This is a genomic window from Mycobacterium sp. (genome assembly GCF_036273375.1).
GTDB lineage: Bacteria > Actinomycetota > Actinomycetes > Mycobacteriales > Mycobacteriaceae > Mycobacterium.
The window spans coordinates 1-21436 of sequence record NZ_DASUHS010000161.1 but is presented as its reverse complement, the minus strand read 5'-3'; the positions used below and the strand labels follow the sequence as shown (position 1 = coordinate 21436).

The window sequence follows — 21436 nt, the reverse complement described above, 5'->3', positions numbered from 1 at the left end:
CGCCGAACCCCGCCAAAAGCTGTTAGCTTTAGCCCACGTTCGCTCGAGCAACGTGGCAACTAAGGGGTTGGCGTGGGATCTCTGCTGGTCATGATCGCCGTGGTGCTCTTCATCGCATCCGTCGTAGTGCTGGTGGTGGCTTTGCGACGACCCAAGCAGCCGGCCCAGCGGGGCGGGCGCCAGGATCCGCTCTCCTCCGACGCGATGCCGCAGTTCGGGCCGCGCCAGCTCGGGCCGGGCGCCATCGTCAGCTACGGCGGCATCGACTACATCGTGCGCGGTTCGGTCACCTTCCGCGAAGGTCCCTTCGTGTGGTGGGAGCACTTGCTGGAGGGCGGCGACCAGCCGCTCTGGTTCAGCGTCGAGGAGGACGACGGACGCCTGGAACTGGCGATGTGGGTCACCCGCAAGGACGTGTCACTGCGACCCGGCGACCAATATGTCGTCGACGGCGTGACGTTCCACGAGTCCGAACGCGGCCGCGCCTCCTACACGACCGAAGGCACCACCGGACTGCCGGCCGGCGGCGAGATGGAGTTCGTCGACTGCGCCAACGCCGACGAGTCGGCGCTGCTCTCGTTCGAGCGCTGGGCCCCTGACATGCCCTGGGAGGTATCGACGGGCAAGTCCGTCTCGCCAGGCGAAATCACCGTGTATTCGGCGCCCCCACCCAGCTCGGCGTAGGGCAAGAGGTCAGGCCGGTGCCCCTTCATCAACTCGCCGTGACTCCGGCCGACGTATCCGGGGAAAGGCTGGGACTCGCGCTCAACGCGCCCGTGCCCGCGTCGCTGGCCAGCTGCCGCCTGGACCACCCGGCCGGTGGCGCCACGCTCCTGCTCGGCGTGCTCGGCGCGTCACATGTCATCGCGGTCGAGCACGCCGCGGGCCGGTTTTCCGAGGAAATCTCTTGCACGGCACGCAATCTCGGCGACGTCCTGCCCGAGCGCACCGACGCGCCCGGCTACAGCCTGCAGTCGCGTACCGACACCCACGACGAGGCGAGCTTTCGCCGCCTCGCGCGCGATCTGCGCGGCCGTTGCGCCCGTCGGGCGGCCTGGCTCGGCGGCACGTTCCCCGGCGATGACGCCGCGCTGACCGTGCTGGCCGCCGAACCCGACGGCGCCGGCTGGCGCTGGCAGACCTGGCACCTCTATCCGGGCCATCCCGGCGGCGGCGGAACGGTGGTTCACACGGCCAGCCGGTGGCGTCCGTGAGTCGCAACCGCCTGTTCGTGATCGCCGGTGTGCTGGGCGCGGCCGGCGTGGCGTGCCTGATCTTCGGAATCATCCTGCTGCAGAAGAACATTGCGTCATACGTGGCCGGCCACTATCACGAGTATGCCCGCGACGTGAACGGGACTCGCTACCAGTGCACCGGTTCGCCCGAACAGGTGGCCGACGCGCTCGCCGACTATGCCGAACCCAACGCGCGGGCCGCCAACGGCAAGACCGAGTACCTGCGCTACAGCAACAACATCGTGATCGTCGGCCCCGACGGCGGCTACCCGTGCAGCATCCGCGTCGAACCGCTGAGCGCCGGATACAGCCACGGCGCCTTCGTCTTCCTGGGCCCCGGATTTTTCCCTGGATCCCCGTCGGGCGGCGCCGGGGGCACCCCCGGCGGCCCCGGCGGAACCAAGTGACGGCACCATCGCAAAGGAGAGCACCATGTACCTCGCCGTCGAGATCGGCACCGTCGACCTCAATCCCGTGCTGAAAGGCGCGGTCGCGACGATCCTGTACTTCGTCGTCGGCATGGCCGTGCTTCTCATCGGGTTCTACGCGGTCGACGTGCTGACCCCGGGGAAGTTGCGCCAGTTGGTGTTCATCGACCGCCGCCCCAACGCCGTGGTGGTCGCGGGCGCGATGTACATCGCCCTGACCGTCGTCATCATCACGGCCATCGCCAACAGCTATAGCCAGCTGGGCCAGGGACTCCTCGGCGTGGCGGTGTACGGGTTGATGGGCGTGATCCTGCTAGGGATAGCGCTGCTGACGATGCATCTGCTGATACCGGGCAGCTTCCACCAGCACATCGACGAGGCGGAGTTGCATCCGGGATCGTTCGCCGTGGCGCTGATACTGCTCGCCGTGGGAGGGGTGACCGCGGCGGCGGTGTCATGAGCGCTGTCGATGTGCGGCCGCCCGAGGCGGCGCCGTCCGCGGGGCCCACGGGTCGATGGCGGGCGCTGCTGCTGGCCGCCGTGGCGGCGTGCGCGGCCTGCGGCATCATCTACGAACTCGCGCTGCTGACGCTGTCGGCCAGTCTCGACGGCGGCGGGATCGTCGCCACCTCCCTGATCGTCGCGGGCTACATCGCCGCGCTGGGCGTGGGCGCCCTGCTGGTCAAGCCGCTGTTGGCGCACGCCGCGATCACCTTCATCGCCGTCGAGGCGCTGCTGGGCATCATCGGTGGCCTGTCGGCGACGGCGCTATACGTGGTGTTCGCGTTCGTGGATGGGTCGACGTGGGTACTTGCGTTGAGCACCGCGCTGATCGGTGGCCTGGTGGGTGCCGAGGTGCCGCTGCTGATGACGCTGCTGCAGAGTGGCCGGACAGCGGGTGCGGCCGACGCCGGGCGGACGCTGGCCAACCTCAACGCCGCCGACTACCTGGGCGCGTTGCTGGGCGGACTGGTCTGGCCGTTCCTGTTGCTGCCGCAGTTGGGGATGATTCGCGGTGCGGCGGCCACCGGCATGATTAACCTGGTGGCCGCCGCCGTCGTCGCGATTTTCCTGTTGCGCCAAGTGGTTTCGACGCGCCAGCTGGTGCTGGCGCTGTGCGCGCTGGCCGCCGCCGTGGGGCTGCTCGCCACCCTGCTGGTGCGTTCGGCCGACATCGAAACAACAAGCAGGCAAAGGCTTTACGCCGACCCGATCATCGCCTACCGGCACACGGCCTATCAGGAGATCGTGGTGACCCGCCGCGGCAACGACACCCGGCTGTATCTCGATGGGGGGCTGCAGTTCTCCACCCGAGACGAATACCGCTACACCGAAAGCCTCGTCTATCCCGCCCTCGGCAATGGCGCCCATTCGGTGCTGGTGCTCGGCGGCGGAGACGGCCTGGCGGCGCGCGAATTGCTCCGCCAGCCAGGCATTTCCAAGATCGTGCAGGTCGAGCTCGACCCCGCGGTGATCGACATCGCGCGCACCACGCTGCGCGCAGCCAATGGCGGCTCGCTGGACAACGCGCGGGTGACCGTCCTGACCGGGGACGCAATGAACTGGTTGCGCGGACCGAACGTGGACCGCTTCGACGCGGTCATCGTCGACCTTCCCGACCCCGACACACCCGTGCTGGGCCGGCTGTACTCCACGGAGTTCTACGCGCTGGTCGCCCGCGCGCTGGCTCCCGGTGGGCTGATGGTGGTGCAGGCGGGCAGTCCCTTCTCCACCCCGACCGCGTATTGGCGCACGGTATCGACGATCCGGGCCGCCGGCTACGCGGTCAGGCCGTATCACGTGCACGTGCCCACCTTCGGTGACTGGGGATTCGCGCTGGCGCAGCGCGCCGAGGTCGCACCCGCACCAACGGTGCCCCCCAATGCGCCCCCGCTGCGTTACCTCAACCAACAGGTGCTCGACGCCGCCGGCGTCTTCTCCGGCGACATCGGGCCGCGCCCGGTGGAGCCGTCGACTCTGGACAATCCGCGCATCGTCGAGGACATGCGGCACGGGTACGACTAGTTCTGATGGCGCCGACCCGCTTCGCCCGGCGCTGGCCGCCGCGCTTGCGATCGACGACTAACGCCGACGGTGTCGGCTACTCCTCGTCGAGGGCGGCGAGCACCTCGTCGGACAGGTCGACGTTGGTCCAGACGTTCTGCACGTCGTCGCTGTCCTCCAGCGCGTCAACCAGCTTGAATACCTTCCGCGCGCCGTCGACGTCGACCGGCACGCTGACGGACGGCTGGAAGCTGGCCTCGGCCGATTCGTAGTCGATGCCGGCGTCTTGCAGCGCGGTACGCACCGCCACGAGGTCGGTCGGTTCGGAGATGACCTCGAAGCTCTCCCCGAGGTCGTTGACGTCCTCGGCGCCGGCATCCAGCACGGCGGTCAGCACATCGTCTTCGGTGAGCCCGTCCTTTTCCAGCATGACGACGCCCTTGCGGGTGAACAGGTAGGACACCGATCCGGGATCGGCCATGTTGCCGCCGTTGCGGGTCACCGCCACCCGGACCTCGCCGGCCGCGCGGTTGCGGTTGTCGGTGAGGCACTCGATCAGCACCGCCACGCCGTTGGGCCCGTAACCCTCGTACATGATGGTCTGGTATTCGGCGCCGCCGGCTTCCTCGCCCGCGCCTCGCTTGCGGGCGCGCTCGATGTTGTCGTTGGGCACCGACGTCTTCTTCGCCTTCTGGATGGCGTCGTAGAGCGTCGGGTTGCCCCCCGGGTCACCACCGCCGGTACGGGCGGCGACCTCAATGTTCTTGATCAGCCGGGCAAATTCCTTGCCACGGCGCGCATCTTTGACGGCCTTCTGGTGCTTGGTGGTGGCCCACTTGGAATGGCCGCTCATCGCTGTCCTATCTGAAAGTCCTCTTGTTTTTGTGGCCAGACGAGTCTACGTGGGCGATCGGGGTGGGCTGCCCGGCCACTGCCTGTCGCCTCAGCGGCCCCAGGAGTCACAGCACGGCGGGGATCTGTACGTTCCGCGTGACTGACAGTTTCGGCTGTGCGCTGACGGCGGGAATTCCAGGAAATCGTCGCCCTGGATGCACACTGAAAGCCCACGATGCACACTCGACGCCACGGTGTGCAAACTGGCCGGATCGTCAGCCGGTGACGAGGTCGACGAACAGGTGGTGGATGCGCCGGTCGCCGGTCATCTCGGGGTGAAACGCCGTGGCCAGCTTGCGGCCTTGCTTCACCGCGACGACGTGGCCGGCCGCGCTGGCCAGCGCCTCGACGTCGTCACCGGCGCGCTCGACCCAGGGGGCACGGATGAATACCGCGCGCACCGGATCGCTCAGCCCCGCGAACGGGATGTCGCCTTCAAACGAATCGACCTGCCGCCCAAAAGCGTTGCGCCGTACCGTCATATCGATCGCGCGCAGCGGCAGCGCCTCGCGCCCGCCCGCGCCGGCGTCGAGGATCTCGCTGGCCAGCAGAATCATCCCGGCGCACGCACCGTAGGCGGGCAGCCCGTCGGCCAACAGGCCCCGCAACGGCTCCAGCAGCCCGAGATCAAGAAGCAGATGGCTCATCGTGGTCGATTCCCCACCGGGGATGACCAGCCCGTCCACCGTCTCCAGCTCGCTGCGCCGGCGCACCGGCATCGACTCGGCTCCCGCCTCGCGCAGGGCCGCCAGATGCTCGCGAGTGTCGCCCTGCAGCGCCAGGACTCCGATCCGCGGCGCGCTCACTGGTTGGTCGGCTGGTACCCGCGCTTGAAGCGGGTCAGCCCCTCCTGCATGACAGCCGCGACCATCTCGCCGGACTGCGTGAAGATCTTGCCCTGGCACAGCGAACGGCCGCCGCTGGCCGACGGCGAACTCTGGTCGTACAGCAGCCACTCGTCGGCCCGGAACGCCCGCATGAACCACATCGCATGATCCAACGACGCCACCTGTAGGTGCTCCCGCACGTCGAGATGGGTGACCTGCGCCGACCCCAGCAGCGTCAGGTCGCTCATGTAGGCCAGCGCGCAGATGTGCAGCACCGGATCGTCCGGCAACGGATCACGGTGGCGGAACCACACCTGCTGCTGGGAGACCTTGCCCGGCAACAGCTGCAGGCGCTCGCGCGGCACGATGCAGACGTCCCACTCCTCGAACTGCTTGAACCCGGCGTCATCGAAGACCTTGATCGAGTCCAGCCCCGGCAGGCCGTCCGGCGGCGGCGCGGCCGGCATGGGGTCCTGGTGATTAATGCCTTCCTGATCGGTATGGAAGGAGGCGCCCATGCTGAAGATGATTTCCCCGTGCTGGATGGCGTTCACCCGCCGGGTGGCGAAAGAGCCGCCGTCGCGGGAGCGCTCGACGATGAAAACCGTGCGCTCCATGGCGTCCCCGGGCCGCAGAAAATACCCGTGCAGCGAGTGCACCTGATACTGCGGGTCGACGGTGCGCACCGCCGACACCAGCGACTGGCCGGCTACATGGCCCCCGAAGGTGCGCTGCAGGAATCCCGACTCTGGGCTGAAGACGCTGCCACGGTAGATGTTGACCTCGAGTTGTTCGAGATCAAGGATCTCTTCGATCGCCACGGACTGTTTTTACCAGCCGCGTTGGGCCAGCCGATGGGGCTCCGCGATCTGCTCGACGTTGATGCCGACCATCGCCTCGCCCAGCCCGCGCGACACCTTGGCCAGCACGTCGGGGTCGTCGCAAAAGGTGGTGGCCTTGACGATCGCGGCCGCGCGCGCAGCGGGATCGCCGGACTTGAAGATGCCCGAGCCCACGAATACGCCCTCGGCGCCGAGCTGCATCATCATCGCCGCATCGGCCGGGGTGGCGATGCCGCCCGCGGTGAACAGCGTGACCGGCAGCTTGCCGGCCCGGGCGACCTCGACGACGAGGTCGTAGGGCGCCTGCAATTCCTTTGCGGCAACGTACAACTCGTCTTCCGACAACGACGTCAGGCGGCGGATCTCGCCACCGATCGCCCGCATGTGCGTGGTCGCATTGGAGACGTCACCGGTGCCGGCTTCGCCCTTGGAGCGGATCATGGCCGCGCCCTCGCTGATGCGGCGCAGCGCCTCACCGAGGTTGGTCGCCCCGCACACGAACGGCACGGTGAACTTCCACTTGTCGATGTGATGGGTGTAGTCGGCGGGGGTGAGTACCTCGGACTCGTCGACGTAGTCCACGCCGAGGCTCTGCAGGATCTGTGCCTCGACGAAATGGCCGATGCGGGCCTTGGCCATCACCGGGATGGTCACCGCGGCGATGATGCCCTCGATCATGTCGGGGTCGCTCATCCGCGACACTCCGCCCTGAGCGCGGATGTCGGCGGGCACCCGCTCCAGCGCCATGACGGCGACGGCGCCGGCGGCCTCGGCGATCTTGGCCTGCTCGGGGGTGACGACATCCATGATGACGCCGCCCTTGAGCATCTCGGCCATGCCGCGTTTAACGCGCGCCGTTCCGGTTCGCCCGTTGCCGTTCGGTGGGTGGGCGGTATTCACTGCTTGATCTCCTTCAACCGTTGTCGACCCAGTCTAATGAGGCGCTTTGGCCCGCGTTGACCGACGGAGTCAGCGGATGGAAAGCAGCGGCCCGGGGGTGCGCCCGCCGGCGAGCGCGGCCGCGTCGGTGAGCAGTCCGGATAGTTGCATGGGATACACCGTCTCCCCCGCCGCGACCAGGGCAGCGATGTCAGCAGCGTCACACCAGCGATGGCCGTGGATGTAGCTGCGTTCCAGCTCGGTTCGTCCGGTGCGCGACGGCTCGAAGCGGTGGGTGCGGTAGACGAAGTAGAACTCCTCGCTGTCGATCAGCGAGCCGTTGAACTCGAAGACCTCGTCGCGCCGCCACACCGGCCCGACCATCTCGGCCGGCGGGATCCGCAGACCGGTTTCTTCGGCCAGCTCCCGCGCGGCGGCCTCGGCCAGCCGCTCCCCTTGCTGCACTTCGCCGCCCACGGTGAACCACCACTTCGGCGCGTGGCGGGCAGCGAGCGCGGGATCGGACCCGCACAGCAGCAGCACGGCGCCGGTGTCGTCGAGCAGCACGATGCGCGCCGAGGTGCGGTGGTTGAGGACGCCTTCAAAGCCCAGGGCGCCGTGGGCCAGCGCGTGCGGCCGTTCGACGATCTCGAAATAGCTGGGCTGCGCGGCGGTCCCGCCGAGGTGGAACAGCCGCACCAGGGGCCGTTCGGCCAGGGCCAGGGTGTCCCGGACCGCATCGTTGTGGAAGCGACGGGCCAGCACCACCCGGGCCTCGGCATCGGCCAGCTCGGCGATCAGACCGGCCGGCAGCGATGCCGGATCGACGACGGCCAGCGCGGCCGACAGCTCGTTCTCGGCGTGTTCCCGCGCGGGCCGCGGCGCCCCCTCGGCGGCGTCGGCCAGCGCCGCCAGCCGCCGCCCTTCGGACGCACCGCCGTAGGCGTCGATGGCGACGGCGCGCGACACCACCGCGCGCCGAGCCAGTGCACCGTCGAGCGCCTGCCACGACAGGTCGTAGCGGACGTGCAGCCGGTCCAGCCGGTTGGCCGTCCTAAAAGCCCAGGCGCCGAAGACCGCCAGCACCGCGACGAACACCGCGATGGCGACAATCAGCCATGTCATCAACTGGCCACCTCAACCTTGGCGCCTGACGCGGCGACCGTCTCGTAAACCCGCATGATCTGGCTGGCCACCACCGACCAGTCGTAGCGCTGGACAGCTGCCGAACCGGCCGTCACATAACGTTCCCGCAGCACATCATCCTCCAGCACCGCGATCAACGCGGCGGCAAGCGCGTCGCCGTCGCCGACGGGCACCAGGCATCCCACGTCACCGCCGGCCAGCACGCGACGGAACGCGTCCAGATCGCTCGCCGCCACCGGGGTGCCGGCGGCCAGCGCCTCGACCAGGACGATGCCGAAACTCTCACCGCCGAGGTTGGGCGCGCAGTACACGTCGGCGCTGCGCATGGCCGACGCCTTCCCGGCGTCGTCGACCTGGCCGAGCAAACGGACGTGGTCCACCAATTCGCCTGCCTGGTCGCGCAATTGGTCCTCGTCGCCGCGCCCGACGACGAGTAGCTGCACGTCGGGAAAACGCTCGACCAACCCTGGCAGCGCATTGAGCAGCACCGACATGCCTTTACGCGGCTCGTCGTAGCGGCCCAGAAACAGCACCGTCTTGCCGGAGCGCGGATAGCCGTCCAGGTGCGGGGCTGAGGCGAACGAGGCGACGTCGACGCCGTTGGGGATCTCCACCGCGTCGGTGCCCAGCGCCTCCATCTGCCAGCGCCGGGCCAGATCGGAGACCGCGATCCGGCCGACGATCTTCTCGTGCATCGGGCGCAGGATGCCCTGGAACACCGTCAGCGTCAGCGATTTGGTGGTGGATGTGTGAAACGTGGCGACGATCGGACCCTCGGCGATGTTGAGGGCCAACATGGACAGGCTCGGCGCGTTGGGCTCGTGCAGGTGCAGCACGTCGAAATCGCCTTCGGCGAGCCACTTTTTCACTTTGCGGTGGGTGGCCGGCCCGAACCGCAGCCGGGCCACCGACCCGTTGTAGGGAATCGGGACCGCCTTGCCCGCCGAGACGACGTAGTCGGGAAGCGCGGCATGCGGCGAGGACGGCGCGAGCACGCTGACGTCATGCCCGCGGGCGCGCATCACCTCGGCCAGCTGCAGGACGTGCGACTGGACCCCGCCCGGAACGTCGAACGAGTAGGGACAGACCATCCCGATCCGCATCAGGTTTCCTTCAGCCGGGCCTGCTTGGCTTCGGGGAGGTCGGCCAGCCACTGCGGCTGCATCATGTGCCAGTCCTCGGGACGGGCGGCGATGTTCTTCTCGAACTGATCGGCCATCGCCTGGGTGATGGCGCCGACGTCGCCGCTGGTGCAATCCAGGGGCGGCTGTATCCAGACGCCCCAGCCCCGGTCCTGGAACCAGCAGTGCGCCGGCAGCAGGGCCGCCCCGGTCGCGATCGCGAGCTTCGCCGGCCCGGCGGGCAGCCGCGTGGGCTCGCCGAAGAAGTCGACCTGCACACCGGTGCGGGTGAGGTCACGCTCGGCCATCAGGCACACCACCCGGTTGTCCCGCAGCCGATCGCACAACACGTCGAACGGTGGCCGTTCTCCCCCGGACAGGGGCACCACCTCGAAGCCCAAGTGTTCGCGGTAGGCAATGAAGCGGCGGTACAGCGATTCAGGCTTGAGGCGCTCGGCGACGGTGGTGAATGTGCCGTGCGTCTGGGCCAGCCATACCCCGGCCATGTCCCAGTTGCCGCTGTGCGGCAACGCGATCACTGCGCCGCGGCCGCTGGACAGCGCCGCCTCGATATTGTCTCGCCCCAGGACGGAGTCGTGCAGCTCGCGGCCCAGCACGCCCAGGTCCATGCCCGGCAGGCGGAACGCCTCGCGCCAGTAACGGGCGTAGGAGGCCAGCGATGCCCGCATCAGCGAGTCCGGCACGTCCTCGGGCGGCACGCGCAAGACGCGGGCCAGGTTCTTGCGCAGCTGGTCGGGGCCGCCCCCGCGCGCGGCGTAACGCGCCCCGGCCTCAAAGGCGTTGCGCGCGACGAACTCGGGCATCGCGCGCACGGCCATCCAGCCCGACGCGTACGCCCAGTCGGCGCTCACGCCGCCCGCGACACGGCCCACCATGCGGCTGGCCAGCTGGCGGGCCATGCGGGGTTGTGCCCCAATCATTTTCATGCCTGGCGGAGTGGGAATCACGGCTCGTTCACCAGCCGGTCGGTCGCGCCCGGGGAGGTGCGCACCGCGTGCAACCGCTGCGCGCAGGTGACCAGGCTGGCCACCGCCAGCACCCACATCGCGACCGGCAGTGCGGGCCGCCACGCGATGAACGGAAAGTCGGACACGAATGCGCCAAGGAGCACGATGATCAGTCGTTCCGGCCGTTCGATCAGGCCGCCGTCGCCGCGCAGCCCGCTGGCTTCGGCGCGGGCCTTGATGTAGGAGATCACCTGCGAGCTGACCAGGCAGATCAGCGTGGCGACCGCCAGCAGCTTGTCGTGCAGGCCGAAGACGATCCACCACAGCAGCCCGCAGAACACGGCGCCGTCGCTGACCCGGTCGCAGGTGGCGTCCAGCACCGCGCCGAACCGGGTGCCGCCGCGTTCCCGGGCCATCGCCCCGTCGAGCATGTCGAAGAGGACGAAGAACGAGACGACGAGCGCGCCGGCGAACAACTTGCCCATCGGGAACAGGGTCAGCGCTCCGGCTACCGCGACGATGGTGCCCAAGATCGTGACGACGTCGGGGGTCAATCCGAGCCGCAGGCATGCCCTGGCGGTCGGAGTGGTCAGTCGCGCGAACGCCGCCCGCGACAGGAACGGCACCTTGCTCATGGTTGTTTCGTCCACTCCGTGGCCAGCAGCTGGCGCGTCTCGCGCAGCAATTGCGGGATCACCTTCGCCCCGCCGACGATGGTGATGAAGTTCGCGTCGCCGCCCCAGCGTGGCACCACGTGCACGTGCAGGTGTTCGGCCAGCGACCCGCCGGCCGATGTCCCCAGGTTCAGGCCGACGTTGAAACCGTGCGGCCGCGAGACGTTCTTGATGACGCGAATTGCCTTCTGAACGAAGGACATCAGCTCCGCGCTTTCCGGGTCGGTCAGGTCCTCGAGCTCAGAGACGCGCCGGTAGGGCACCACCATCAGGTGTCCGGGGTTGTAGGGGTAGAGGTTGAGCACGGCGTACACCAGCTCCCCGCGGGCGACCACCAAACCGTCTTCGTCGGCGAGGTGTGGAATGTCGGTGAACGGCTGCTCGGTTTTGCCGTTGTCGCGCTTCGTCGGTGCTTCGGCCAGGTAGGTCATCCGGTACGGCGTCCACAACCGCTGCAGGTGGTCTTGCTCGCCGACACCCCTGTCCAAGATGGTGTCGTCGGCACGGTCGGCGTTGTCGTGCTCACTCACCGCCGGCTACCTTCACCAGTTCTCTTGTGGGCGTGGCATTCTCGCGGTCGGCGATCCATTTCACGATCGCATCGACCGCACTGTCGCGGGGCACGCCGTTGATCTGCGTGCGGTCACCGAAGCGGAAGCTGACCGCGCCGGCCTGCACGTCGCGGTCACCGGCCAGCAACATGAACGGCACCCGCTGGGCGGTGTGGTGGACGATCTTTTTGGCCATCCGGTCATCACTGGCATCGACCTCGACCCGCACTCCGTGCGACTTCAGCTGTGCGGCAATGCTTTCCAGATACTCGACGTGCTCGTCGGCGACCGGGATGCCCACCGCCTGCACCGGCGCCAGCCACGCCGGGAACGCCCCCGCGTAGTGCTCGGTGAGGATGCCGAAGAACCGTTCGATCGACCCGAAGAGCGCTCGGTGAATCAGCACCGGCCGCTGCCGCGACCCGTCGGACGCGGTGTATTCCAGCTCGAATCGGTCCGGCATGTTGAAGTCGAGCTGAATGGTCGACATCTGCCAGCTGCGGCCCAACGCGTCCTTGACCTGCACCGAGATCTTCGGCCCGTAGAACGCCGCGCCGCCGGGGTCGGGGACGAAGTGCAACCCGGAAGCCTCGGCGACCTCCCGCAGGACTTCGGTGGCCTCGTCCCACACCTCGTCGGAGCCCGAGTACTTCTCCGGGTCCTTCGTGGACAGCTCCAGGTAGAAGTCGTCGAGCCCGTAGTCGGCCAGCAGATCGAGCACGAAGCGCAGCAGCGAGGTCAGCTCGTCGCGCATCTGCTCTCGCGTGCAGTAGATGTGGGCGTCGTCCTGAGTCATGCCGCGCACCCGGGTCAGCCCATGCACCACGCCCGACTTCTCGTAGCGGTACACGCTGCCGAACTCGAAGAGCCGCAACGGAAGCTCGCGATACGAGCGACCGCGTGACCGATAGATCAGGTGGTGCATCGGGCAGTTCATCGGCTTGAGGTAGTAGTCCTGCCCGGGCTTGCGCACCGTCCCGTCCGCGTTGAACTCCGCGTCGAGGTGCATCGGCGGGTACATGCCGTCGGCGTACCACTCGAGGTGGCCCGACGTGATGTACAGCTGCTCCTTGGTGATGTGCGGGGTGTTGACGAACTCGTACCCGGCCTCGATGTGCTTGCGCCGCGAGTACTCCTCCAGCTCGCGACGGATGACGCCGCCCTTGGGATGGAAAACCGCTAGGCCGGAACCGATTTCGTCAGGGAAGCTGAACAGGTCCAGCTCGCTGCCCAGCTTGCGATGGTCGCGGCGCTGCGCCTCCTCGATCAGCTTAAGGTAGGCATCCAGCGCCTCCTGCGACTCCCAGGCGGTGCCGTAGATGCGTTGCAGGCTGGCGTTGCTCTGGTCGCCGCGCCAGTAGGCGGCCGAGCTGCGGGTGAGCTTGAACGCCGGGATGTGCTTGGTGGTCGGGATGTGCGGCCCGCGGCACAGGTCGCCCCAGACCCGTTGTCGGGTGCGGGGATTGAGGTTGTCGTAGGCCGTGAGCTCGTCGCCGCCGACCTCCATTATTTCGGCCATGTGCTCGGTCCCGACGGACTTGTCGTCGACGAGTTCGAGCTTGTACGGCTCGTTGGCCAGTTCGGTGCGCGCCTGCTCTTTGGACTCATACACGCGCCGCTCGAACAGCTGGCCCTCTTTGACGATCTGGCGCATCCGCTTTTCCAGCGCCGCCAGGTCTTCGGGCGTGAACGGCTCCGCCACGTCGAAGTCGTAGTAGAAGCCATCGGTGATGGGCGGGCCGATGCCCAGCTTGGCTTGGGGGAACAGCTCCTGGACGGCCTGGGCCAACACGTGTGCGGCCGAATGCCGGATGACGCTGCGGCCCTCGTCGGTGTTGGCGGCCACGGGGACGACGTCGGCGTCGCCGTCGGGCGTCCAACTCAGGTCGCGCAGCTTTCCCGAATCGTCGCGCACCACCACGACGGCGTCCGGCGTGCCCCGCCTCGGCAGCCCGGCCTCCCCGACCGCGGCGGCCGCGGTAGTCCCAGCGGGCACCCGGATCGGGGCTTGCGGCGATCGCGAGCCCGGCGGGGCCGGGCGCTGCGGGTCGCCGCCATTGGCTCCCGGGGTGGGCTGTGGGGCGGCGCTCATCGGGCTGGGTCTCCAAGGGGTGGGTTGAACAGGCATGGCTGCGCGATCGTGATTGGTCGTAGCCATGCTATCGGGGCCGACCGCGCTCAGGGCTGACCAGGTTTGAGCCGCACGAACAGCGCGTCGGCTTCGGTCAGCACCTGATCGCCGTCGGTCAACCGGCCCGACACGAAGATCTTGCGTCCGTCCACCCGGTCGATGCCCGCGTCGAACTGCAGTTCCGTTTCCACCGGAACGATGTGGCGGTAGTCGATCTTGAGATACGCGGTGCGCTGTCGCGGGTTGCCGGTAAGCACCGAGGCCGACAACCCGAGGATGGAGTCGAACAGCATGCCCAGCGCACCGCCGTGCACGGCGCCATTGCGGCCCAGATGGAACCGGGCGAAACGGGCCTGGCCATGGATCCGGCCGTCCTCGCCTTTGTGTGCCGACATCGGGATCGTCAGGATGTTGCCGCGCATCGGCAGGTCCATCCGCCGGCCCGACGGCGACGCCCATTCGTCGGCGTCGAACGGCGCCAGCAGCACCGACACCTTCTCCAGCAGGTCAGCTGCCTCGGTGATCACCTCGTCGGGCGCGTCGGCGGCCCGGGCGTGGTCCTGCAACGAGCGCACGGCGTCGATGAACCTGCCGTAGTCGGGGCCGCCCTTGGTCGTCGGCTCCGGCGGGTTGAATCCGCCGCCGGGGTGTCGCTGGTGTTCGGCCACCACCACACCGTATTGCCCGGCGGACGGGCTTTCGCGCGGTGGTCAGACCGGCTACTGCGCCCCGGCGGCCGACAACGTTTCGAACTCGTCGTCGGACAGCTCGATCTGAGCCGCGGCAACGTTCTCCTCCAGGTGCGCAACCTTGGACGTACCGGGGATCGGCACCATCACCGGCGAGCGTTTCAGCAACCACGCCAACGCCAACTGTGAGGGCGAAGCGTCGTGGTCGGCGGCGATCCGCTGCAGCGGGCCGTCGGGAGCGGCCAGCGGCCCGGCGGCCAACGGGAACCACGGGATGAACCCGATGCCCTGTTTGGTTGCGGCGTCCAGCAGCGGATCGGCGGCGCGGGACGTCAGGTTGTACATGTTCTGCACCGACACGATCTCGGTGACACGCAGGGCGGCGTTCAGCTGGTCGACGTCGATTTCGGACAGGCCGATGTGGCGGATCTTGCCTTCGTTCTTCAGGCCGAGCAGCTCGCCCACCTGATCCTCGAGCGGGAAGTTCGAATCGATGCGGTGCAGCTGGAACAGATCGATGGTGTCCACGCCAAGCCGACGCAAACTCATCTCGCACTCCTGACGCAGGTAGCTCGGATTGCCCAAGGGAATCCAGACATCCGGGCCGGTGCGCAGCAGCCCGGCCTTGGTCGCGATCACCAGACCGTCGTAGGGATGCAGCGCCTCGCGAATGATCTTCTCGGACACGTAGGGGCCGTAGGAGTCGGCGGTGTCGATGAAGTTCACTCCCAGTTCGACGGCCCGCCGCAGCACCCGGACGCATTCGTCGCGGTCGTCGGGCGGGCCCCACACGCCCTTTGCCGTCAGGCGCATGGCGCCGAAGCCGAGCCGGTTGACGGTCAGGTCGCCACCGAAGGTGAATGGTCCGGACGCCCCTGCAACAGTTTTCGCGTTTTCTGCGGTCACACCTACAGACCGTACGCGCCGAATGCGGCGGTGCATCTCGGCGTGGCAAGCTGGGCGCGTGGACCTGCGAGCGCTCGAGGAACTCCCCCTGACCTACGCCGAGGTGGGGGCGACGGCTTCCGGCGAACTGCCCGCCGGATACGACCATCAACATGCCGAGCGCCAAATCGGCACGGGCCAGCAGCGTTTCGAGCAAGCCGCGGCCGCCGTCATGCGTTGGGGCATGCAGCGCGGATCCGGGCTGCGGGTGCAGGCCAGCTCCGAGATCGCCGTCGTCGACGCGGTGGTGGTGGTGAAGATGGGCTTTCTGCCGGCCCCTTGTCGCGTCGTCTACGTCGTCGACGAGCCCGACATCCGTGGCTTCGGCTACGGCACCCTGCCGGGCCATCCGGAGTCCGGCGAGGAACGCTTCGTGGTGCGCCGCGACCCGGTCACCTCGGCGGTGTACGCGGAGGTGTCGGCCTTCTCCCGGCCCGCGACCTGGTGGAGCAAGGCCGGCGGGCCGGTGGTGAAGGTGGGCCAGCGCCTCATCGCCAGGCGCTACCTGCGCGCGGTGTGACCGCTACCGCGCCGCGACGCCGACTCCGACGGTGCCGCTGTGCACGCCCTGCGCCAGCCGGGCCAGCGCCACGGCGCCGACGAGCAATCCGAAGTCGCGCAGCGCGACGTCGTAGAAGCCGGGCCCGGTGACCAGGTCGATGATGATGCCGACCAGCCATGCCGCGACCACCCAGGCGCCCAACCGCGGGGCCACCGCCACCAGCACCCCCGCCACGATCTCGATGATGCCCACCAGGTACATGCACTGGTCGGCCGTCCCGGGCACCAGATCATTGATCCATCCGGCCAGATACATGCTCCAGTGATGCGGGTGGGTGAGCAGGTTGAAGAACTTGTCCAGCCCGAAAACGATGGGCGCGATGGTGAACACGGTGCGCAGCGCGAAGTACGCCGAGTAGGCCGGATCCCTCAGCCGATCGGCCAGGGCGGGAGTTGCGGTGACTTGTTTGGTGCTCATGGCTGCCTCCATTTCTAACGGATAATAATTTGAACGTTAGATTGGGTAGACTGTAGCGTCAAGCATTTTGTCTGTTAGAAACGGCGGTCGAATGGACGACGCGGACGCATTAGAGCGCGACGCCGCCGGCATCGGCGCGCTCGCCGATCCCGTGCGCCGACAGCTCTACCAGTTCGTGTGCGCCCAGTCGGGATGGGTGAGCCGTGACCAGGCGGCCGACGCCGTCGGAATTGCCCACCACCAGGCCAAGTTCCACCTGGATCGGCTCACCGCCGAGGGCCTGCTGGAGTCCGATTACGCGCGCCTGACGGGCCGCTCCGGCCCCGGCGCCGGACGTACCTCCAAGCTGTATCGCAGAGCGCGCCGTGATATCGCGGTCAGCCTTCCCCAGCGGGAGTACGAGTTGGCCGGGCGCTTGATGGCGGCGGCCATCGCGCGCTCGGCCGGTACCGGAGAGCCGGTTGCCGAGATCCTGAACCGGGTCGCCCGCGACTACGGCCACGAGATCGGCGCCACCGAGTTTTTGGGGCCTACGCCCCATGCGCCCCCGAAAGATGCCGCCGCCGCGCTGCAGCGCGCGGTCCGGGTGCTGCGCCGATACGGCTACGAGCCGCGTTTCTCCGACGGTGAGGTCGAGCTCGCCAACTGCCCGTTCCACGCGCTGGCACAGGAGCAGACGGAACTGGCCTGCAACATGAACCACGCGCTGATCACCGGTGTCGCCGATGCGCTCGCACCGCACAGTCCCGACGCCCGACTCTGCCCCGGCCGGGACCGGTGTTGCGTCGTGCTCACAGCCGGCGGCCAGTAGGGTCGTCGAGCGTCACGCCAGCGGGCCTACGTCTCCCAGCGGGACAGCAATTCCACGGCGCCCGTGCACATCTCGTCGATGACGTCGGCCACCGATGCGTCGTTGTGGATCATCCCGACGCCCTGACCGGCATCGACGGGCGCGATGCGGCAGTCGCCGGCGGCGATCGCGGCGGCCAGCTCGTCGCAGGCCCCCGCGTCCAGCGCCTCCTCGTGACCGGTCCAGTGCTCGACGAAGTCGTTGGCCAACACCCGCGACGGGAACCGCGCCGGCCAGGGCAGCCCCTTGGCGACGTCGAAGACCCGGGTGACGGCGGTGTCGGTCTCGGTAGCCGTGACCAGGGCCCGACGGCCGGTGTCGCCGGTCAGCGCTTCCGGACATGCCGACAATCGGGTGCCCACCCACGCTCCGCTGGCCCCGGCGGCCAGTACCGCGGCCAGGCTGCGCGCCGAGGCGACCCCGCCGCCGGCCAGCACCGGCACCGAGACGGCGTCCAAAACGGCGTCCAGCAGCGGCAACAGCCCCAGCTTGTCCTCGCCGTGCCCGCCGCCCTCGGACCCGCGCGCGACCAGGATGTCGACGCCCGCGTCGACGGCTCGCCGCGCCCCGGTGCTGTCGTAAACCTGTGTGACGGTGGGGATTCCGGCGTCATGAGCCTTGGCGATCCACGACCATTCGGTGCCGAAGCTGACCGACAACAGGGCGGGTCGTGCGGCCAGCGCGTCTTCGAGCAGTCCGGACTCGTTGCGCATCACCCAGTCGACCATGCCGATGCCGAACCGCCCGTCGACGTGCTGTAGCTGCTCGGCGAGTAGCTCCCTGGTCGCGACGCTGCCCATGCCGACCATGCCGAGACCACCGGCCGCCGTGACCGCCGCGGCCAGGCGGCCGCCGGCGACCCCGCCCATCGGCGCATTGAGGATGGGGACCCGCAGACCGAAACTCGTAGACCAGGGCGTCGACAACATCGGCGGCTAGTGCGCCGAGGGAAGGGTCTTCAGCACGGTCAGCAGGACCACGGAGTCCTCGACCGCGTGCAGGGCGTGCCGTTCGGCGGGAATCGCGACGTATTGACCGGCCTTGCCGTCCCAGGCGTCGCCGCCGGTCGTCAGGCGCACGTGGCCCTGCAGCACCTGCAGCGTCGCCTCACCGGGGCTGTCGTGTTCGGACAGATCGTGACCGGCCAGCAGCGCCAGCACGGTCTGGCGGAGCTCGTGGGTGTGACCGCCGTGAATGGTGTGGGCGGCCCGTCCGCTGTGCGATTGCTTGGCCTCGGCGATCTTTTCGGACGAGAGGTCGGTCAGCGAGATGGAATCCATAGTGGGTCCTTCGAAGTTGCAAGGCCCGCACGGGCCCTGAGGGTGGCTGTTAACCGCTCAGTAGCAGTATCCCCGCCACGATCAGGCCGATGACTTTGACCGTCTCCAGCCCGACGTAGGCGTAGTGCGCGCGCGAGCGCGGTCCATCCGACCCCGCGAGCACCTTGTCGGCACGACGGGTCAGCGCGGGACGCACCGCGACCAGCTGGATGGCCAGTGCGGCCACCGCGATGGCGATCGCCACCGCGACGCCGGCCCGGGCCGGACCGGAAACCACGATGGCCCCGATGACGAGGGCGAAAGCCACCTCGACGGTGTTGAGCGCGCGAAAGACCAGCCGCCCGATGCCGAGCCCGATCTGCAACGTCACGTCTGGGGCCCGGAATTTCAATGGGGCTTCCAGGAAGGAGATGGCCAGCACCATGCCGAGCCAGATGAAGGTCAGTGCAACGGCAATCGCTGTGCCGGTGCTCATTTGGCCGCCAGTGTCAGGTGAGCCAGGCACAGGTCCGGCTCGACGAACGGGTCGAGCCGGTCCACCGAGACGGGCGCTCCCCAGGTCTCCATGGCTCCTTGCATGAGGCCTAAATGCACCGGACAGACAAGACTCGAGGAGTTTTCGGCCAATTCCAGAAAGGGGCAGTGCCGCAAGCCGACCTGCTGCTCTCCGTCGCTGACCCGGCGCTCGGGGGCGAAGCCGAGTTCGTCGAGCACATCGATCAGGTGGGCGATGGCCTCTTCGGCGCTGTCGGCGTCCTTGGGCAGCGGGTGCAATTCGGCATCCATCTTCTGCCCCCAGGCGCGGCCCGCGGCCAGGGCTTTGGGCCCGGGATCGCGCTCCGTGGCGAAGGCCATGGCCAGGATCTCGGCCAGCAGCCGGTAGTGCCGCGTTCCGCCGCGATCCATCTGCCGGACCGCGCGGAACATCAGCGGCGGGCGCCCCGGCCCCTTCCGATCCAGCTCGACATGTTCCACCTGGCCGTCAGCGACCAGGCTGTCGAGGTGGAAGCGGACGGTGTTGGGGTGCACGCCCAGCACGTCGGCGATTCCGGCGATGCTCATCGGATCGGGCGCGGCCCGTAGCAACCGCATCACGGCGCGGCGCCGGCCGGCCGATTCCCCGGTCGACGAGTCCTGAGACTTCTGGGAATTCTCGGATTTCACAGGGCCCCTCCCGCTCGTTGTCCTTCACGCCCCGTCTGAATGGGTGGCACTGGGTTGGCCCGCCACCAGAGGTGTGTCGACACCGAGCGGACCGACCTTGCCCGCCCCACCCGGGGACCCCAACGGGGCGTCGCGACCCGGGAGCGTTTCAGCGAAGAATGCCTCATTGTCGGCCAAGTAGGGTTTGAGGTCCTCAGGCAGGTCATCTTCGTAGTAAATCGCTTCCACCGGACAAACCGGTTCACACGCGCCGCAATCGACACATTCGTCGGGATGAATGTAAAGCGCCCGGCCGCCTTCGTAGATGCAATCGACCGGGCATTCGTCGACGCACGCGCGGTCCATCACATCGATGCACGGCTTCCCGATCACGTAGGTCATGCGCTAGAGTTTACACAATACCACTTGTGAAAACTAGAGGGAAGGTCGGAGAACCGATGGCCGCCAACGAACTTGACGTACGCCGGCTGCGCAAGCCGGACAAGCACCCGCACGACGAATTCGAGGCCTAGTACCCAGGCGACTACGACTGGAAGTATCTCGACGAAGGCCCCACCGTATGGCGGATCCGGATCACCAAACTCACCGACACCCCACCCCCGGTGCGCCACGGACATCTCGAGCTGGCCCTAGAGCCGCTGGAAAGCTCTGTGCGGCAGGAAATCTGATGCCAGGACACCGAGCAGGTTCCGAACTGCCGCTACCGTCGTCGAGCCGCGCCGACGACGCGGTTGCCGGATCAGGTCGCGACCGCGCCCATGGCGCTGCTGCAACCGCGCCGGCTTGTGTCCGACGAAGGGTTCTTCGGTGCGCTGCGATTCGCCGGGAACGTGCTCGTGCACCGCGACGCCCGCAAGCGGGTCCTGACCATGCGCCGCACGTTCCACAAACATCGCAAGCAGCTGGCCGCCGTCGCCATCATCGCCCACAAACCGGCGGCATCGGACACCACCTGACAACCACTGCGACGCTTTGACCTTCGCCTTTGCACCGCCGCCGACATTGGGCCCGTTCCGCAATCTCTGCGTGACGGTTTAGTTACGCCCCCTGGCAAAACTTGGCTGCGGCAGTCGCGGGGAGAACGAAGGAGCTTGCCGGTTATGGGTGCAACCCCACCGTTGTTGACGGAGTCCGACCTCGATGCGTTGGCGTCGGATTTTCTGCAGTCGCACTACCTCGGATCCATCTACGCCGATTGGTCACCGGATCGACGGCTCGACATGTTCCTGCGGCGGCGCGGTCTCGCCCGCGTGGCCAACGACGGCGACCTGTCCCACAACGTCTTGGAACGCATCATGGCCACGCGGCCGCGCCACGCCGGCGCGGCATTGATCGGGCCGCTTGTTCCATAGGACCAGGTAGGCGATCGGATGACCAAAGACCTCAAAGAAACGGCATTTCTCGCGGGGGAAATACCGGCCAACGCATTGGTACAGACGTACTATTGCGTCCTAGAGTTGAACGCGCCGCCAGGGCCGGATGAGTCGTTGAGGCTAGCGGGGAGGGGACGATGAATTCACCGAAATGGACGGTTCATTGGCCGCAGCGCAGCAGGCCGACGGCCACGATCTACCAGTTGACCGACCGCCTCCACAAAGGGCATATGGCTCGCGTACCCGCACACCAGATCACGGCGACGGTGGCGGCGTGGCTGGCCGACCTGGGTGCCGCCGACAGCCCGCTGGTCGACGAACTCGAGCGCGCCGTCTGTGGCGGCGACTGGGCCGCCGCCCACGCGCTGGGCGAGTGCTTGTCCATCGAGATCGCGGTGGCCGACTAACGAAGTCGTCGTCGGAGCAAAGCTTCGTTCTTAATCGACATTATCGCTG

At 68.0% G+C, this 21436-nt stretch carries 26 protein-coding genes and 2 pseudogenes; 10 read left to right on the top strand and 18 right to left on the bottom strand.

What is annotated here, in order from left to right; genetic code table 11:
- Nucleotides 1-72 precede the first annotated feature (72 nt).
- Genes VFW69_RS15215 through VFW69_RS15195 form a run of 5 tightly spaced genes read left to right on the top strand, consistent with a single transcriptional unit; the run spans nt 73 to nt 3688 of the window.
- Nucleotides 73-684 carry a DUF4178 domain-containing protein gene (locus VFW69_RS15215; RefSeq protein WP_526502334.1) on the top strand — a complete coding sequence of 204 codons (612 nt, stop codon included), beginning with the start codon at nt 73-75 and terminating at the stop codon, nt 682-684.
- A 17-nt stretch (nt 685-701) separates the two neighbouring features.
- Entirely contained in the window at nt 702-1214 is a 513-nt protein-coding gene (locus VFW69_RS15210) for a DUF2617 family protein (RefSeq protein WP_526502333.1), read from the top strand.
- The gene (locus VFW69_RS15205; protein WP_526502332.1) at nt 1211-1642 is read left to right on the top strand and encodes a DUF4247 domain-containing protein; all 432 of its coding nucleotides are present in this window, start codon (nt 1211-1213) and stop codon (nt 1640-1642) included. The genes VFW69_RS15210 and VFW69_RS15205 overlap by 4 nt, the downstream gene beginning before the upstream one ends.
- A 25-nt stretch (nt 1643-1667) precedes the next feature.
- The gene (locus tag VFW69_RS15200; protein ID WP_526502331.1) at nt 1668-2123 is read left to right on the top strand and encodes a DUF350 domain-containing protein; all 456 of its coding nucleotides are present in this window, start codon (nt 1668-1670) and stop codon (nt 2121-2123) included.
- The gene (locus tag VFW69_RS15195) at nt 2120-3688 is read left to right on the top strand and encodes a polyamine aminopropyltransferase (RefSeq protein WP_526502330.1); all 1569 of its coding nucleotides are present in this window, start codon (nt 2120-2122) and stop codon (nt 3686-3688) included. Before VFW69_RS15200 ends, VFW69_RS15195 begins: the two co-directional genes overlap by 4 nt.
- Before the next feature lie 76 nt (nt 3689-3764).
- Here the strand turns inward: VFW69_RS15195 and VFW69_RS15190 are convergent, their stop codons facing one another.
- From VFW69_RS15190 to VFW69_RS15135, 12 genes are all read right to left on the bottom strand, one after another.
- On the bottom strand, nt 3765-4520 hold the full coding sequence (locus VFW69_RS15190) for a YebC/PmpR family DNA-binding transcriptional regulator (RefSeq protein WP_526502329.1): 756 nt from the start codon (nt 4518-4520) through the stop codon (nt 3765-3767).
- Between the two features lie 256 nt (nt 4521-4776).
- A complete protein-coding gene (gene pdxT, locus VFW69_RS15185) occupies nt 4777-5367 on the bottom strand; it encodes a pyridoxal 5'-phosphate synthase glutaminase subunit PdxT (RefSeq protein ID WP_526502328.1) in 591 nt (196 codons plus the stop codon).
- A complete protein-coding gene (tesB, locus tag VFW69_RS15180) occupies nt 5364-6209 on the bottom strand; it encodes an acyl-CoA thioesterase II (RefSeq protein ID WP_526502327.1) in 846 nt (281 codons plus the stop codon). Before tesB ends, pdxT begins: the two co-directional genes overlap by 4 nt.
- 9 nt (nt 6210-6218) lie before the next feature.
- On the bottom strand, nt 6219-7130 hold the full coding sequence (gene pdxS, locus VFW69_RS15175; protein ID WP_526502326.1) for a pyridoxal 5'-phosphate synthase lyase subunit PdxS: 912 nt from the start codon (nt 7128-7130) through the stop codon (nt 6219-6221).
- A 69-nt stretch (nt 7131-7199) separates the two neighbouring features.
- The gene (locus VFW69_RS15170; RefSeq protein ID WP_526502325.1) at nt 7200-8234 is read right to left on the bottom strand and encodes an NUDIX hydrolase; all 1035 of its coding nucleotides are present in this window, start codon (nt 8232-8234) and stop codon (nt 7200-7202) included.
- Complete coding sequence (locus VFW69_RS15165) at nt 8234-9358, bottom strand: glycosyltransferase family 4 protein (RefSeq protein ID WP_526502324.1); 1125 nt, start codon at nt 9356-9358, stop codon at nt 8234-8236. The genes VFW69_RS15170 and VFW69_RS15165 overlap by 1 nt, the downstream gene beginning before the upstream one ends.
- The gene (locus tag VFW69_RS15160; RefSeq protein ID WP_526502387.1) at nt 9358-10296 is read right to left on the bottom strand and encodes a phosphatidylinositol mannoside acyltransferase; all 939 of its coding nucleotides are present in this window, start codon (nt 10294-10296) and stop codon (nt 9358-9360) included. Before VFW69_RS15160 ends, VFW69_RS15165 begins: the two co-directional genes overlap by 1 nt.
- Nucleotides 10297-10340: 44 nt before the next feature.
- The gene (pgsA, locus tag VFW69_RS15155; protein WP_526502323.1) at nt 10341-10979 is read right to left on the bottom strand and encodes a phosphatidylinositol phosphate synthase; all 639 of its coding nucleotides are present in this window, start codon (nt 10977-10979) and stop codon (nt 10341-10343) included.
- Nucleotides 10976-11548, bottom strand: a complete 573-nt coding sequence (locus VFW69_RS15150; RefSeq protein WP_526502322.1) for an ATP adenylyltransferase — start codon at nt 11546-11548, stop codon at nt 10976-10978. Before VFW69_RS15150 ends, pgsA begins: the two co-directional genes overlap by 4 nt.
- The gene (thrS, locus tag VFW69_RS15145; RefSeq protein WP_526502321.1) at nt 11541-13661 is read right to left on the bottom strand and encodes a threonine--tRNA ligase; all 2121 of its coding nucleotides are present in this window, start codon (nt 13659-13661) and stop codon (nt 11541-11543) included. Before thrS ends, VFW69_RS15150 begins: the two co-directional genes overlap by 8 nt.
- A gap of 86 nt (nt 13662-13747) precedes the next feature.
- Complete coding sequence (locus tag VFW69_RS15140; protein WP_526502320.1) at nt 13748-14374, bottom strand: PaaI family thioesterase; 627 nt, start codon at nt 14372-14374, stop codon at nt 13748-13750.
- A gap of 45 nt (nt 14375-14419) precedes the next feature.
- Entirely contained in the window at nt 14420-15331 is a 912-nt protein-coding gene (locus tag VFW69_RS15135) for an aldo/keto reductase (protein WP_526502319.1), read from the bottom strand.
- Between the two features lie 22 nt (nt 15332-15353).
- Here VFW69_RS15135 and VFW69_RS15130 point away from each other — a divergent pair, with 22 nt between their 5' ends.
- The gene (locus VFW69_RS15130; RefSeq protein WP_526502318.1) at nt 15354-15854 is read left to right on the top strand and encodes a DUF1990 domain-containing protein; all 501 of its coding nucleotides are present in this window, start codon (nt 15354-15356) and stop codon (nt 15852-15854) included.
- A gap of 3 nt (nt 15855-15857) precedes the next feature.
- Here VFW69_RS15130 and VFW69_RS15125 read toward each other — a convergent pair whose 3' ends face one another.
- On the bottom strand, nt 15858-16313 hold the full coding sequence (locus tag VFW69_RS15125) for an Rv2617c family stress response/phage resistance protein (protein WP_526502317.1): 456 nt from the start codon (nt 16311-16313) through the stop codon (nt 15858-15860).
- Between the two features lie 91 nt (nt 16314-16404).
- Here VFW69_RS15125 and VFW69_RS15120 point away from each other — a divergent pair, with 91 nt between their 5' ends.
- Entirely contained in the window at nt 16405-17124 is a 720-nt protein-coding gene (locus VFW69_RS15120) for a helix-turn-helix transcriptional regulator (protein ID WP_526502316.1), read from the top strand.
- Between the two features lie 26 nt (nt 17125-17150).
- On the opposite strand, the gene VFW69_RS15115 is transcribed toward VFW69_RS15120, so the two are convergent.
- The 5 genes from VFW69_RS15115 to fdxA all read right to left on the bottom strand — a co-directional run bounded on the left by VFW69_RS15115 (nt 17151) and on the right by fdxA (nt 19988).
- Nucleotides 17151-18092 carry an NAD(P)H-dependent flavin oxidoreductase gene (locus tag VFW69_RS15115; RefSeq protein ID WP_526502315.1) on the bottom strand — a complete coding sequence of 314 codons (942 nt, stop codon included), beginning with the start codon at nt 18090-18092 and terminating at the stop codon, nt 17151-17153.
- A gap of 6 nt (nt 18093-18098) precedes the next feature.
- Nucleotides 18099-18443, bottom strand: coding sequence for a cupin domain-containing protein (locus VFW69_RS15110; protein WP_526502314.1), 345 nt, complete (start codon nt 18441-18443; stop codon nt 18099-18101).
- A 49-nt stretch (nt 18444-18492) separates the two neighbouring features.
- A complete protein-coding gene (locus tag VFW69_RS15105; protein ID WP_526502313.1) occupies nt 18493-18918 on the bottom strand; it encodes a hypothetical protein in 426 nt (141 codons plus the stop codon).
- Nucleotides 18915-19535, bottom strand: a complete 621-nt coding sequence (locus VFW69_RS15100) for a helix-turn-helix transcriptional regulator (protein ID WP_526502386.1) — start codon at nt 19533-19535, stop codon at nt 18915-18917. The genes VFW69_RS15105 and VFW69_RS15100 overlap by 4 nt, the downstream gene beginning before the upstream one ends.
- Before the next feature lie 96 nt (nt 19536-19631).
- Entirely contained in the window at nt 19632-19988 is a 357-nt protein-coding gene (gene fdxA / locus VFW69_RS15095; RefSeq protein ID WP_065026742.1) for a ferredoxin, read from the bottom strand.
- Nucleotides 19989-20344: 356 nt separating this feature from the next.
- Between fdxA and VFW69_RS15090 the strand changes: the two are divergent.
- The 3 genes and pseudogenes from VFW69_RS15090 to VFW69_RS15080 all read left to right on the top strand — a co-directional run.
- Nucleotides 20345-20563, top strand: a pseudogene (locus VFW69_RS15090) (SAM-dependent methyltransferase); the annotation flags it as partial.
- 165 nt (nt 20564-20728) lie between these two features.
- Nucleotides 20729-20939 (top strand): annotated as a pseudogene (locus VFW69_RS15085) (hypothetical protein).
- 178 nt (nt 20940-21117) lie between these two features.
- Nucleotides 21118-21387 carry an Rv2628 protein family gene (locus VFW69_RS15080; protein ID WP_526502312.1) on the top strand — a complete coding sequence of 90 codons (270 nt, stop codon included), beginning with the start codon at nt 21118-21120 and terminating at the stop codon, nt 21385-21387.
- Nucleotides 21388-21436: the final 49 nt, after the last annotated feature.